Raw genomic sequence first — 13,238 nt, 5'->3', positions numbered from 1 at the left:
CATAACCAAACGGTAATGCCGCAGGGTGAAAGTGTGATTTGCGGCAACGCCGCTGCTGACATTACCCTTTGACCGAGCAGCGTTGTCGTATCTGGCGTTCGATGGAATTTAGGGAAGAAAAGCCATTCTCCGGTGCCTCCCGGCGCCTCGATAAGCCCCTACCCCGCATAACCGAACACCCTCGCACTGCGCTGCCGAATAATTCGACGTGCCCTACGGCACGCATCCACGGAGACAACATCCATGAGCACGTCCCTCACCGGCGGCGCGAGCGCGGCCGTCGACCCGCTGCAACGCGACGCGTTGTATCGCAAGCTGACGTTACACATCATCCCGTTCCTTTTCCTCTCGTTCATCGTGGCCTATATCGACCGCGTGAACGTGAGCTTCGCGAAGCTGCAAATGCTCGCCGACCTGTCGCTGTCGGAAACGGTCTATGGCGCGGGCGCGGGGGTGTTCTTCCTCGGGTATTTCATTTTTGAAGTGCCGAGCAACCTGATCATGCATCGGGTCGGCGCACGTATGTGGATCGCCCGCATCATGGTTACGTGGTCGATCATCTCGTGCCTGACGATGTTCACGCAGGGGCCGGTGTCCTTCTATGTACTGCGCTTCCTGCTCGGCGTGGCCGAAGCGGGCTTCTTCCCCGGCATCGTGCTCTATCTGTCGAAGTGGTTCCCGTCGAGCAAGCGCTCGCAGATCATTGCGCTGTTCATGGTGGCGATTCCGGTGTCGGGTGCCATTGGCGGCCCGCTCTCGGGATGGATCATGCAGCAGTTCGGCGGCATGCACGATCTGGCCGGCTGGCAGTGGCTGTTTCTGATCGAAGGCCTCGCCTCGCTCGTGGTTGGCATCGCGGCGTTCTTCGTGCTGCAAGACCGCATCGAAACCGTGAAGTGGCTGTCGGCCGACGAGAAACGCCTGCTCGCGGCCGACCTCGCCGCCGACGATCGCACGCGCGCGCATCACAGTGTGAAGCAAGTGTTCGGTAGCGGCAAAGTCTGGATGCTCGGCTTGCTGTACTTCTGCATCGCCATGGGCAACTACGGGCTGGTGTTCTGGCTGCCGACGATGATTCGCGCGGCTGGCGTCGCTAACGTCGGCAATATCGGCCTGCTCTCTGCCGTGCCGTCGCTCATCAGTGCGGTCGCGATGATTCTGATCGCCCGCCATGCCGACCGACGCAACGAACGCCGCATTCACGTGGCCGTGTGCTGCCTGCTCGGCGCTGCGGGCATGCTCGCCTCGGTGCTGCTGGCGCAACATCTGTGGTGGTCGATGGCCGCGCTCGTCGTCGCCGCGATTGGTATCAACTCGATTGCGCCCGTGTTCTGGGGCATTCCCACGGCAATGATGGGTGGCGCAGGCGCTGCGGCGGCCATCGCGCTCATCAATTCGACCGGCAATCTCGCGGGCTTCGTCAGCCCCTACGTCATCGGTTTTCTCAAAGACAGTACCGGCCAGTTGCTGCCGGGCATGATCGTGCTGGCGTGTGCGCTGGTGGCCGGTGCCATCCTCGTGCTGACGCTGAAGCCACAACGGAGTCACGCATGAGTTTTCCCGTATGTCTCGTCACCGGTGGCGCCACCGGCATCGGTGCCGCCACCGCCCTGCGCTTCGCGCGTGACGGCTGGGCCGTGGCGATCAACAACTTCGACGACAGCACCCGCGCCGATGCCGAGCGCGTGGCCGCGCAATGCCGTGAAGCGGGCGCACAAACGCTCGTTGTCGACGCCGATGTCGGCGACGACAATGCGTGCCGCCGGATGGTGGAACAGGTTGCCGCACAGTGGGCGCGTCTCGACGCGCTCATCAACAGCGCGGGCACGACGCGCGTGATCCCGCATAGCGATCTCGAGGCCATCGACGCCAACGAGTTCGAGCGGATCTATCGCGTGAATCTCATCGGCATGTTTCAGATGACACGTGCGGCCACGCCGCTGTTGCGTGAGAGCGCCAATGCTGATCGCTCGGCATCCGTCATCAACATTTCGTCGCTCGCCTCCCTCAATGGCACCGGCTCGTCGATTGCATATGCGGCATCGAAAGGCGCGGTCAATTCGCTCACGCTGTCGCTCGCCCGCAACCTCGCACCGCTGGTGCGCGTGAACGCGATCGCACCGGGCATGGTCGACGACGGCCTGCTGCGCCGCGTGCTGGGCGACGAGGCCTACGGGCGCGTGGTCGACGGCATGCGCGAGAACGCGCCGCTCAAACGCGTTTCGCAGCCCGCAGAAATTGCCGAACTGGCGTGGTTCCTCGCCGCACACGCCCCGGCGATGACCGGGCAAGTGCTCGCCATCGAGAACGGGCTGCTGCTCAACACCTAACGCCGCACGAGCGCCGCCCCTACAGAACAACAGGACTCCCCCATGACTGATCTGCACAAACACCGCTCGCGCACGGTCACCGAAGGCATTACGCGCACGCCACACCGCGCCTTTCTGCGCGCCACCGGTCTCGACGACGAAGCCATCGACAAACCGTTCGTCGCCATCGTCGACACCTTCGGCGAGAACACGCCCTGCTCGATGTCGCTCGGCCAGATTTCCGACAACGTGCGTCTGGGTGTCGCCGCTGGCGGCGGTGTGCCGATTCGCGGCTCTGCGATCTCGGTCTCCGACGGCACCTCGATGAACCACTCGGGCATGCGCTTCTCGCTGGTCTCGCGCGAGACCATTGCGGACAGCGTGGAATTGTTCGTGCGTGCCCATTGCTACGACGCCCTCGTCGGCGTGGCAGGCTGCGACAAGACATTGCCGGGCATTCTGATGGGCATGGTACGAGTCAACGTTCCCGGCGTCTTCCTTTTCGGCGGCGCGATGCTGCCGGGCGTCGCGCCCGATGGCTCACAGGCGACGATTCTTACCGCTATTGAAGCCGTAGGTGCGGCGCAGCGCGGCGACATGTCGCTCGATACCTTGCGAGGCATCGAGAAGCGCTGCACGCCGACGGCGGGGTCGTGCCCGGGGCAATTCACTGCGAACACGATGGCGATGGTCGCCGAAGTGCTTGGGCTTGCCCCGCTCGGCTCGGCCATGGTGCCTGCCGTCTATAGCGAACGCATTGCCATTGCCCGCCGTGCAGGCGAGAACGTGATGCGCGCGCTGCGCAACGGCGGTCCGCTACCGCGCGATCTGGTGACCCGCAAGAGTCTCGAGAACGCCTGTGCCGCCGTCGCGGCGACGGGCGGCTCGACCAACGCCATGCTGCATATCCCGGCCATTGCGCATGAAGCCGGGATTCAATTCACGCTCGACGACGTTTCCGAAGTGCTGGCGCGCACGCCGCTCATCGGCGATATGCAACCGGGTGGCCGATATCTCGCCGTCGATTTGCATCACGTGGGCGGCGTGCCTGCGGTGCTCAACGCGCTGCTCGCAGGCGGCCATATCCATGGCGACACGCTCACGCAAAGCGGCGAGACGCTGGCAGACGCTTTGCGCGCGTTCCCCGGCCCCGACGGCCGTGTGGTCATGCCGCATACCGAACCGCTCTCGCCGAACGCCGGGCTGGTCGTGCTGCGCGGCAATCTCGCCCCCGACGGCGCGGCACTGAAGACCGCCGGGCTCAAGCAGTTGGTGTTCTCGGGCACCGCACGTGTGTTCGAAACAGAAGAAGACTGCATGGCCGTGGTGGCAGCGGGCACGTACCGCGAAGGCGACGTGCTGGTCATTCGTAACGAAGGGCCGAAGGGTGGCCCGGGCATGCGCGAGATGCTGAGCGTGACGGCGGCCATCTACGGGCAAGGCATGGGCGAAAAGGTGGCGCTGCTCACCGACGGCCGCTTCTCGGGTGCCACGCGCGGCATGTGCATCGGCTATGTCGGCCCGGAAGCGGCGGCAGGTGGCCCGATCCGTTTGCTGCGCGACGGCGACCGCATCCACATCGACGCGATCAAGGGTAAGCTCGACGTCGAACTCTCCGATGACGAACTGGCCGCCCGCGCCGCCACCACCAAGCCGTTTGTACGCGGGCGCCTTGGGGGCGTGCTCGAAAAATACGAAGCGCTGGTGCGCCCCGCCAAACTGGGCGCTGTCACGCATTCAGGCGCAGTGGATTGGCCTTACGAAGCGTCGATCGGGGAGACGCCAACCAACGCCAAGGACTAACGTATGGAATCGAAATCCCCCCTCCGAGTCGGGTTTTGCGGCATCGGCCGCATGGGTGAACCGATGGTGCAGCGGCTGCTCGCCGCCGGGCACCACGCAGCGATCTGGAATCGCTCGGCATCGAAGCTCGCGCCGCTGACCAGCGCAGGTGCACATGCCTGCGATACGCCGCAGGCGCTCGGTGAGCGTGTCGATATCGCCCTGCTGTGTCTCGGCGACGGGTACGCGGTCGAAGACGTGGTGTTCGGCGAGCACGGCCTCGTGCACGCCGCGAAGCCGCCGCGCTATCTCGTCGATCACTCGACGCTGTCGCCCGCGCTCACGCGCTCGCTGGCAGCACGCTGGACGCAAGCCACGGGGAACGCCTGGATCGACGCGCCCGTCTCCGGTGGCACGGGTGGTGCTGAAGCGGGCACGTTGGCGATCATGGCTGGCGGCGCGGCAGATGCCATCGAAGCCGTGACGCCGGTGTTGCGCGCGTTCTCGGCGCGCGTCACGCGCATGGGCGACGTGGGTGCAGGACAAACCACCAAGCTCGCCAATCAGGCCATTGTTGCGACGACATTGGCCGGGCTGGCGGAGGCGTTCGTGCTGGCCAAGCGCAGTGGCATCGATACCGGCGCGGTGCCGTCGGCGCTGTTCGGCGGCTGGGCCGACTCGGTGCTGATGCAAACCTTGTGGCCGCGCATGGTCACGCCGCCCGATCATGCGACGGGTACGGTGCGGGTGATGCTCAAAGACTTGAATGCGATTGCCGAATTGGCAGAGACGAGCGCGACGGTGCAACGGGTGCTGCCCGAAGTCCGCCGACTGCTGCAAGACGCCGCCGATCGTGGCATGGCCGACGCCGATCTGTCGCAAATCTTCCGCATCGGTGAAGAAGAGAGTCAGGGCGCCAAGTAATGTGCGCGTCGTAGTGAGCGCTGCCTGAAATGACTTGCGCCGCGCCGATTCGAAGGAATTCGAACCGGCGCGGCGCAAGGGTGGGCCAGCATAGCTGGCTATGGCAAATTACTTCGCCTCGACCGTCGCGAAATATTGACGGCCAAACGGGCTGACTTGATACCCCGTGACGCCTGCCCGCGTGATGACCGCGGCGTTCGGATGCGCCAGCGGAATCCACAGCGCATCGTCCTTGATCAGCTTCTGTGCGGCCTGATACTTGGCCGTACGTGCCGCAATATCAGGCGTGCGCTTGCCGTCGGCGATCAGCTTATCCAGATTGCTGTCGCAAAAGCGTGCGAAGTTCGTGCCCGACGTCACTGCGGCGCAGCTGAATTGCGGCGTCAGGAAGTTGTCCGGGTCGCCGTTATCGCCCGACCAGCCCATGAACAGCAAGTCGTGTTCGCCCGCTTTGCCGCGACGAATCAGCTCACCCCACTCCACCGTACGAATCTGCGCACGCACACCGATCTTTGCCAGATCGGCCTGCAACATTTCCGCGCCGACCTTCGGATTCGGGTTCAGCAGACTGCCGGCCGGACGCGTCCAGATCGTTGTGTCGAAACCGTTGGGGAAACCCGCTTCGGCGAGCAACTGCTTCGCCTTCTCGATGTTGTGCGGATAGTCGGCGACGTTCTTGGCGTAGCTCCACGTGTTCGGCGGATAGACATTCACGGCGGGTGTCGCCGTGCCTTCGAACACCTGCTTGACGTAGCTCGGCTTATCAAACGCCATGTTCAGCGCCTGACGCACGCGCTTGTCGTCGAGCGGCTTGTGCTGCGTGTTGATGGCGACGAACGCCGTCATGAACGCCGGCGTTTCCACCACCTTCAACGCCTTGTCGCTACGCGCGGCTTGCACATCGAGCGGCTTGGGCGACAGCGCAATCTGGCACTCGCCGACCTTGACCTTCTGCGCACGCACGGCGGCGTCCGGCACGATGGTGTAGATCAACTGGTCCGACGCCGGTTTGCCCGCAAAGTACGTCTTGTTCGCATCGAAACGCACGATGCTGTCTTTCTGATAGCTGCGGAAAACGAATGGCCCCGTGCCGATCGGACGCGCATTGAGGTCATCCGTCTTGTTGCTCGCGATCAGCTTATCGGCGTACTCGGCCGAATAGATCGACGCAAAGCCCATCGACAACATCGACAGGAACGTGGCGTCCGGCTCGGAGAGCGTGAAGCGCACCGTGTTGGCATCGACCTTCTGCACCGACTTGATCAGCTTCGGCAGCGAGAGCGACTGCGCGTGCGGGAAGCCCGACGGCGTGAGCTTGTGCCACGGGGCGTCCGGGTTGAGCATGCGATCGAACGTGAAGACCACGTCATCGGCGTTGAACGCGCGGGTCGGCTTGAAATCGGCGTTGCTATGGAAGCTGACGTTCGGGCGCAGCGTGAAGGTGTAGGTGAGGCCATCGGGGCTCACCTCCCACTTGGTGGCGAGGCTCGGCACGACCTTGGCCTGTGCGGCATCGAATTCGACGAGACGGTTGAACACCGTGTCGGCGGAAGCGTTGGTCGTCGTGAGCGAGTTGTATCGCACCACGTCGAAGCCTTCAGGGCTGGCTTCGGTACAGACGGTCAGGGCTTTGGCGTGCGCAGCAAGCGGAATCAGCGGCAGGGAAAGAACCGTTAGGACAGCAGCGAGAGTGGGACGAAAGCGACGGCGCATGAGCTTCTTCTCCAGGAAGTCGATGACGGGATGGCACAGCAACGGGGCAGAATAGCGCAAATTCCCGGCGTCTGCCGACGCTGGCATCGCCAGCCTCCGATGCCTTTTCGTCTTGTCCTAGGCGTCAGCTGTTGTGCTCGCGCAAACCGCGCCCCGCCAACCCTCAGTTCTGCCAACCAAAACCACGCATGCGGTGCACGATGGTGTCGCGTGCGGCGACCACAGTCAGACGCGAGCCGACGGAGATGTCGTAGAGATACCGTGTGCGGCCTGCGTACGGCACGCTCACGTAGGGGTGCGCGAGCAGCGGCACGTTAGCCCCGGCGGCGAGCGAGTCGCCCTCGCCTGCCAGCCGCGCCAGACACATACGGTGCGCAGCGTCGCGAGACACCGCGAACGGATCTTGCGCGGCGGATGGCTCGCCGTCTTCGGCAACTTCTGCCGCAACGCCAACGGGCGCGTGCGCCGCGAGGGCCAGCGGTCCGTGTCCAAGCGCGACGAATAGCCACAGGCCCGCGTGCGCCATATCGATCCACACCTTGCCGTGCGGGCTGTCGCATTCGAAGGCGGAGACGCCGGGGGTTGCAGCGGGTACGGGCGCGTCGCCGGGGGCGCAACGGAACCAGCGGCCGAAGATCCAGCGCAGCGCGATGCGCTCCGACATGAAGCGGTGCCGCATTTGCGTGCGTGGCAGACGGCGCGCGAGGGCGTGCTCAGTGGGCGAAAGCCAGGTGGCGCCGTCGTCCGCACCGCCGACTGCGGCGCCGGTAGCCCCGAACGGACGGCCCGCGAGCAGGAAACGCCAGAGCCAGAGTTCGTCGGCGTCACATTGCGGCGATTGCCTATTGGCAGGCCCCAGGCTCCCGTCGATTGCGTCGCTGCTGGCGAGTGCACGGTGGCGCGCGCCGCCGGAAACCTTGCGCGCGCCCTGCCCGAACTGACCGAGCGGAACGTAGGTTAGCGCGGGCGAAGGGATCGAGAGCACACGCGGCGTGAGATCGACGGTACGTTTCAACATGAGCATTTGCGACCTCCGCAGGCGAGGTCTCCGATGCGCGCAAAACACGGCGTCATCGTCGGCCATTCATTTGTTAATGAGAATCATTATCAAATGATAGCACGCGCGTCCCCGCGATGCGGGTCACATCCCAGTCAAAAGTCATAGGAAACGGCGCAGATTCGCCTCCCCCGGGGTCTGGCCCGAAGGATGGCGTCTCTGAGAAGGCGCGAATCTGGTGCGAAGGGGTGCTTAGGCGCTGGCGGGCAGCGGCGGACGGTACCCGAGTGCGTGACTGGCAGAGAGCGCTTCGCGGCGAACCGCTTCCCCGATCGGGCTGTCGAGGCGGGCGTCGAAACCGCCGGTAGCACCGAGCGCAGTGATGACGCCGACCAGCCGGCCGTCGTAGTTGAATACCGGGGCGGCGAGTGCGCTAATGCCGGTCAGGTTGGTATCGCGAACGCTGGCACCTTGGGCATCGCGCACCGACTGGCGCAGCACGCCGATGGGATCGGTGGCATCGAGCTGCGCCCGGTGCTCCGGCGTGGCATTGGCGAGTTCGGCCTCGGCCATCGCCAGCACTTGCGGGTCGTCGAGCAAGCCAAGGAACACGCGGCCCGCCGCCGACCAAAGCACCGACATGACCGAGCCGATGCGCACATTGATCGTCACCGGCAGCCCGGGCTCTTCGAAACGCACGATGGTCGGCCCCTTGTTCCCCATCACCGCGATGAAGCACGTGACTTCGAACGCCTCGCGCAAGCGCACCAGTGCTGGCTCCGCCGCGCGGACGGGGTCGGCTTGACGCATCGCCGCGACGCCAATGAGCATCGCTTCGAGACCAAGGTGGTAATGCTGGGAATCCGTGTCCTGTGCGACGAGTCCCTCTTCCACCAGACTCATCAGATATCGGTGCACCTTGGCCGGACTTTGCTGCACGAACTGCGCCAGTACCGTGAGGCTTGCGCGGCCGCCCAAGCGAGCTAGCCCCTTGAGCACCACCATGCCGGTCTCGGCCGATTGCACACGCTGACGCCGGCCGCGCTCGCGCGGGGTGTCGCCGTCGGCGTCCGAGGAAGCGGAAGCACTGGAGAGCGAGGCCGCGCTACGCGGTCGGCCTGCGGTGGGTCGTTTGTTTGTCGTCATCGGCGAGATTTTAAGATGCAATGCCATGTCGTCCGACGTCATGAGACGTAGAGGTTAACCCCAGTCTACGAAATTACGCAATGCGTATTATATTTACGCTTAACAGATTTAGAGAATGCGAACGTCCACCTGCCGACGTACTGACATGCCGGCACGGCGGGAACGATATCGCATCGAGCTGAGGAGACGTCCCCGCATCGCGCCGGTGCTCCTCTACACTTGTTTGATTGCGTGTGACGCTGCGACGATTCATCGCGGCGACCACACCGGATCCAGAGAGAGCGTGAACGGATGAGCCAAACCCCCTCCCCAACTTCAGCCACTTCACCTGCGAGCGGCGGTTGCCCGTTCCATCAAGCACCGGCAGCGGCCACTGTGGCCCCGAATGGCTGCCCGGTCAGCGCACGCGCCGCGGACTTCGATCCGTTTGAAGACGGCTACCAGCAAGATCCGCCCGAGTACGTGCGCTGGGCCCGTGAGCAGGAACCCGTGTTCTACAGCCCGAAGCTCGGCTATTGGGTCGTCACCCGCTACGACGATATCAAGGCGATCTTCCGCGACAACCTGACGTTCAGCCCGTCCATTGCGCTCGAGAAGATCACCCCGACGGGCCCCGAAGCGAATGCCGTGCTCGCGTCCTACGGGTTCGCACTCAATCGCACGCTCGTGAACGAAGACGAACCCGCGCACATGCCGCGCCGTCGCGTACTCATGGAGCCGTTCACGCCCGAACATTTGAAGCACCATGAGCCGCTCGTGCGCGAGCTGGCGCGCGAATACGTCGACCGCTTTATCAACGACGGACGCGCCGACCTTGTCGACCAGATGCTGTGGGAAGTGCCGCTCACCGTCGCCCTGCACTTCCTCGGCGTGCCCGAAGAAGATATGGACAAGCTGCGCGAGTACTCCATTGCGCACACGGTCAACACGTGGGGGCGTCCGAAGCCTGAAGAACAAGTCGCCGTGGCGCACGCCGTGGGCAACTTCTGGCAACTCGCCGGGAAGATTCTCGACAAGATGCGCCAGCAGCCGGACGGCCCGGGCTGGATGCAATACGGTATTCGCAAGCAGAAGGACTACCCGGAAGTCGTCACTGACTCCTACCTGCATTCGATGATGATGGCGGGGATCGTCGCGGCGCACGAAACCACCGCGAACGCCACCGCCAACGCGATGAAGCTGCTGTTGCAGCACCCGGACGTCTGGCGCGAGATCTGCGAAGACCCGTCGTTGATTCCCAATGCCGTCGAAGAATGTCTGCGCCACAACGGCTCGGTAGCCGCGTGGCGCCGTCTGGCGACTAAGGATGTGACCATCGGCGGTATCGATATTGCCGCTGGCTCGAAGCTGCTGATCGTGACGTCGTCCGCCAATCACGACGAAGCGCACTTCGCCGACGCCGACCTGTTCGACATTCGCCGCGAAAACGCCAGCGATCAGTTGACCTTCGGCTACGGCTCGCATCAGTGCATGGGCAAGAACCTCGCGCGCATGGAGATGCAAATCTTCCTCGAAGAATTCACGCGCCGCCTGCCGCACATGAAGTTGGCCGAGCAGCAGTTCTCGTACGTGCCGAATACGTCGTTCCGTGGCCCCGAACACGTGTGGGTCGAGTGGGATCCGGCGATGAACCCGGAACGCGCCGATCCTGCGGTGCTGACAACCCAGTCGCCGGTGCGCATCGGCGAGCCGTCGGGCCATAGCGTGACGCGCCCTGTCGTGGTCGAGTCGATCACACCGGTGGCCGAAGGCATCGTGAAGTTGCGCCTGGTCGCGCCCGATGGCCGCGCCCTGCCGCGCTGGGCGCCTGGCTCGCACATCGATATCGAATGCGGCGACACGGGCCTTTCGCGTCAATACTCGCTGTGCGGCGACCCGGCCGACAGCGGCGCGCTGGAGATTGCCGTGCTGCATGAGCCAGACGGCCGTGGCGGCTCGAACTGGGTTCACACCGAACTGAAAACCGGCGACCGTCTGCGCATTCGCGGCCCACGCAACCACTTCCGTCTCGACGAAACCACGCCGCGCGCCGTCTTTGTCGCAGGCGGTATCGGCGTGACACCGGTGGCGGCCATGGCACGCCGTGCCAAAACACTGGGCATCGATTACGAAATTCACTACAGCGGGCGTAGCCGCCGCACGATGGCGCTGCTCGACGAGCTTCAGGCGCTGCACGGTGAGCGCCTGCATCTGTGGGTGAAGGACGAAGGCCAGCGCGCTGATTACGCACAACTGCTCGCCACGCCGCGTGCCGACACGCAGGTGTATGCCTGCGGCCCGGTGCGCATGCTCGACGGCCTGGCCGCATGTTGCGCGCATTGGCCGGAAGACACGCTGCGCGTCGAACACTTCCAGTCGCAACTGGGCACGCTCGATCCTGAGAAAGAGCATGCGTTCGAAGTCACGCTGAAAGACTCGGGCATTACGGTATTGGTGCCAGCCGATCAGACGCTGCTCACGGCGCTACGTGCGGCCAATATCGATGTGCAGAGCGACTGCGAAGAAGGCCTGTGCGGCTCATGCGAAGTGCAGGTGCTGGAAGGCGACGTCGATCACCGCGACGTGGTGCTCACCCGTACCGAGCGCGACGCCAACACAAAGATGATGTCGTGCTGCTCGCGCGCTTGCGGGAAGAAGCTGGTGCTGGCGCTGTAATGAAAAAACGCTGGCGGTTTTCCGCCAGCGTGCTGCGTTTCAGTGGTGCCCGGCCACCTCATGGCTGGGCACGTTGCGACATCGGCACCGGCACCGCGTTTTCGACCGAGGGCGCCTTCGGCAACGCCTTGGGCGCGTCTTTCGGCGGGTTGGCGACCGGCTTCGGCACGAACCGGCGCACCACCGAGGCGATGATCCACACGCCCACCAGCAAGCCAATGACCGTAAAGAAGCTCGCGCGACGCATCACGGAGACCGAGCATTCCACGGCCTCCGCCGTGCAAGTGCGCATTGGTGCGGTCAGCAAGACCAATACGAGCGGCAGCGCCATCAACATCACCATGCAAATGCGCACCCAGAAGTCGGCCCGGTCACGTGTGCCGCACAAATCCGTGAGCATCTTGCCCAGCACCGGCCCGAGATAGCGCGTCACCAACAGCCCGCTCGCCACGGGAATCAGCAGATATAAGGCGAAAAAGAGTAGCGATTGCATCTCACACCTCCTACAGTAATTTCTGTATAAACAGAAATATTATTCGAAAAAAATGCGGACGATCCACGGGTCAATCCACGGGTACTTCGTCCGCAGCTTCTCTACCCACTGCTTTACGACTTCTTGCGCCGCACTGTGCGGCTGATCTTCGCGCCCATGCCCAGCGTTTTCATCAACGTTTCGGGCTTGAGTCGCAGCATTTCATCCGACCACGTCGTGAGCGTTTCCAGAAAGTCCAGCGTATCGCGCATGCGCTGCTCGGTCTCGCGGCTTTCTGCCGACATCTCGGGGCTCATCAGGGTGTCGCGCAACATCGTCATCGTCGGGTCGATCTCGCGCTGACGCCGCCCTTCCACGATCAGCTTGAACAACTCCCAGATGTCGGTCGACGTTTCGAAATGCTCGCGGCGGTCGCCCAACACATGCACCGTGCGCACGAGACGCCACGACTGTAGCTCCTTGAGGCTCGTGCTCACGTTCGAGCGCGCCACCTGAAGCGTGTCGGTGATTTCGTCCGCCGGTACGGGCCGTCCCGCCAGATAAAGCAGCGCATGAATTTGCGCGACCGTCCGGTTGACGCCCCAGCGCGAGCCCATCTCGCCCCAGTGGAGGATGAATCGTTCAGTGATCGGTGTGAGTTCCATGTGTGCAAATCTAGTCATTACGGAAATTTCTGTCAAGACAGAAATTTCATCTTGACGACGGTGCGCGTCCGACCTAATTTCGTTAATGACAGAAATTAATGAAACCGACCAATCCGCTGGGAGCGTTTGCCATGAGCACCGCCGCACTGACCTTGTACGTCGACGGCAATTGTCCGATCTGCATGATGGAAGTTCGACAGTTGCGCGCCAGAGACGCGGACGAAAAACTGGCGTTCGTCGACATTGCCCTGCCCTCGTTCGACCCTGCCCCGCTTGGGGTGAGTCTCGCCGCGCTCAACGCGCAGATGCATGCATGGACGGCCGAGGGCGAGTGTCTGATCGGGATCGATGCCCTGATCGCGGCCTATACGTTGACCGGGCGAGGCTGGCTGGTGGCACCGCTGCGCGTGCCCGCGCTACGCCCGGCAGCGCGCGTGCTCTACCGCACATTCGCGCGCAATCGCCTTCGCGTATCTCGCTGGCTGCGGGTGCGTGCGGCGCCCGATTGTGTCGACGGCGCCTGTGCCACGAAAACCTATGGCGACCCGCGCAGCAAGCCCTAAACGTGTTGTGGT

11 protein-coding genes are annotated in these 13,238 nt (G+C 63.8%); 6 read left to right on the top strand and 5 right to left on the bottom strand.

What is annotated here, in order from left to right; all coding sequences use genetic code 11:
• The first annotated feature begins 243 nt into the window (after positions 1 to 243).
• Genes ACPWR9_RS07240 through ACPWR9_RS07225 form a run of 4 tightly spaced genes read left to right on the top strand, consistent with a single transcriptional unit; the run spans position 244 to position 5,015 of the window.
• Positions 244 to 1,554 carry an MFS transporter gene (locus ACPWR9_RS07240; RefSeq protein ID WP_426297717.1) on the top strand — a complete coding sequence of 437 codons (1,311 nt, stop codon included), beginning with the start codon at positions 244 to 246 and terminating at the stop codon, positions 1,552 to 1,554.
• The gene (locus ACPWR9_RS07235; protein ID WP_426297719.1) at positions 1,551 to 2,330 is read left to right on the top strand and encodes an SDR family NAD(P)-dependent oxidoreductase; all 780 of its coding nucleotides are present in this window, start codon (positions 1,551 to 1,553) and stop codon (positions 2,328 to 2,330) included. Before ACPWR9_RS07240 ends, ACPWR9_RS07235 begins: the two co-directional genes overlap by 4 nt.
• 42 nt (positions 2,331 to 2,372) lie before the next feature.
• Positions 2,373 to 4,112, top strand: a complete 1,740-nt coding sequence (gene ilvD, locus ACPWR9_RS07230) for a dihydroxy-acid dehydratase (protein WP_426297721.1) — start codon at positions 2,373 to 2,375, stop codon at positions 4,110 to 4,112.
• Positions 4,113 to 4,115: 3 nt separating this feature from the next.
• Positions 4,116 to 5,015, top strand: coding sequence for an NAD(P)-dependent oxidoreductase (locus ACPWR9_RS07225; RefSeq protein WP_426297723.1), 900 nt, complete (start codon positions 4,116 to 4,118; stop codon positions 5,013 to 5,015).
• 108 nt (positions 5,016 to 5,123) lie between these two features.
• Here the strand turns inward: ACPWR9_RS07225 and ACPWR9_RS07220 are convergent, their stop codons facing one another.
• From ACPWR9_RS07220 to ACPWR9_RS07210, 3 genes are all read right to left on the bottom strand, one after another.
• Positions 5,124 to 6,728, bottom strand: coding sequence for an ABC transporter substrate-binding protein (locus tag ACPWR9_RS07220; RefSeq protein WP_426298021.1), 1,605 nt, complete (start codon positions 6,726 to 6,728; stop codon positions 5,124 to 5,126).
• A 163-nt stretch (positions 6,729 to 6,891) separates the two neighbouring features.
• Positions 6,892 to 7,746, bottom strand: coding sequence for a hypothetical protein (locus tag ACPWR9_RS07215; protein ID WP_426297725.1), 855 nt, complete (start codon positions 7,744 to 7,746; stop codon positions 6,892 to 6,894).
• A 231-nt stretch (positions 7,747 to 7,977) separates the two neighbouring features.
• A complete protein-coding gene (locus tag ACPWR9_RS07210; protein ID WP_426297727.1) occupies positions 7,978 to 8,871 on the bottom strand; it encodes an IclR family transcriptional regulator in 894 nt (297 codons plus the stop codon).
• Positions 8,872 to 9,162: 291 nt separating this feature from the next.
• On the opposite strand from ACPWR9_RS07210, the gene ACPWR9_RS07205 reads away from it, so the two are divergent.
• Positions 9,163 to 11,526, top strand: coding sequence for a cytochrome P450/oxidoreductase (locus ACPWR9_RS07205; RefSeq protein WP_426297729.1), 2,364 nt, complete (start codon positions 9,163 to 9,165; stop codon positions 11,524 to 11,526).
• Positions 11,527 to 11,584: 58 nt separating this feature from the next.
• On the opposite strand, the gene ACPWR9_RS07200 is transcribed toward ACPWR9_RS07205, so the two are convergent.
• Complete coding sequence (locus ACPWR9_RS07200) at positions 11,585 to 12,019, bottom strand: hypothetical protein (protein WP_426297731.1); 435 nt, start codon at positions 12,017 to 12,019, stop codon at positions 11,585 to 11,587.
• A gap of 113 nt (positions 12,020 to 12,132) precedes the next feature.
• Positions 12,133 to 12,663: a GbsR/MarR family transcriptional regulator gene (locus tag ACPWR9_RS07195; protein WP_426297733.1), complete on the bottom strand. Its 531-nt coding sequence runs from the start codon at positions 12,661 to 12,663 to the stop codon at positions 12,133 to 12,135.
• 131 nt (positions 12,664 to 12,794) lie between these two features.
• Here ACPWR9_RS07195 and ACPWR9_RS07190 point away from each other — a divergent pair, with 131 nt between their 5' ends.
• Positions 12,795 to 13,226 (top strand): thiol-disulfide oxidoreductase DCC family protein, encoded by a 432-nt coding sequence (locus tag ACPWR9_RS07190; protein ID WP_426297735.1) that lies wholly within the window; start codon positions 12,795 to 12,797, stop codon positions 13,224 to 13,226.
• Positions 13,227 to 13,238: the final 12 nt, after the last annotated feature.

The sequence above is a fragment of the Pandoraea pneumonica genome (assembly GCF_049918595.1).
GTDB lineage: Bacteria > Pseudomonadota > Gammaproteobacteria > Burkholderiales > Burkholderiaceae > Pandoraea > Pandoraea pneumonica_A.
Note: the sequence above shows the minus strand (reverse complement) of the source record. Positions and strands in the feature narration are given on the sequence as shown.

Bases quoted from the DNA above. Each gene is read 5' to 3' on its own strand.
- ACPWR9_RS07215 (WP_426297725.1), bottom strand. From the start codon at position 7,746: ATGTTGAAACGTACCGTCGATCTCACGCCGCGTGTGCTCTCGATCCCT.
- ACPWR9_RS07200 (WP_426297731.1), bottom strand. From the start codon at position 12,019: ATGCAATCGCTACTCTTTTTCGCCTTATATCTGCTGATTCCCGTGGCG.
- ACPWR9_RS07195 (WP_426297733.1), bottom strand. From the start codon at position 12,663: ATGGAACTCACACCGATCACTGAACGATTCATCCTCCACTGGGGCGAG.
- ACPWR9_RS07190 (WP_426297735.1), top strand. From the start codon at position 12,795: ATGAGCACCGCCGCACTGACCTTGTACGTCGACGGCAATTGTCCGATC.
- ACPWR9_RS07205 (WP_426297729.1), top strand. From the start codon at position 9,163: ATGAGCCAAACCCCCTCCCCAACTTCAGCCACTTCACCTGCGAGCGGC.
- ACPWR9_RS07235 (WP_426297719.1), top strand. From the start codon at position 1,551: ATGAGTTTTCCCGTATGTCTCGTCACCGGTGGCGCCACCGGCATCGGT.
- ACPWR9_RS07240 (WP_426297717.1), top strand. From the start codon at position 244: ATGAGCACGTCCCTCACCGGCGGCGCGAGCGCGGCCGTCGACCCGCTG.
- ACPWR9_RS07210 (WP_426297727.1), bottom strand. From the start codon at position 8,871: ATGACGACAAACAAACGACCCACCGCAGGCCGACCGCGTAGCGCGGCC.
- ACPWR9_RS07220 (WP_426298021.1), bottom strand. From the start codon at position 6,728: ATGCGCCGTCGCTTTCGTCCCACTCTCGCTGCTGTCCTAACGGTTCTT.
- ACPWR9_RS07225 (WP_426297723.1), top strand. From the start codon at position 4,116: ATGGAATCGAAATCCCCCCTCCGAGTCGGGTTTTGCGGCATCGGCCGC.
- ilvD (WP_426297721.1), top strand. From the start codon at position 2,373: ATGACTGATCTGCACAAACACCGCTCGCGCACGGTCACCGAAGGCATT.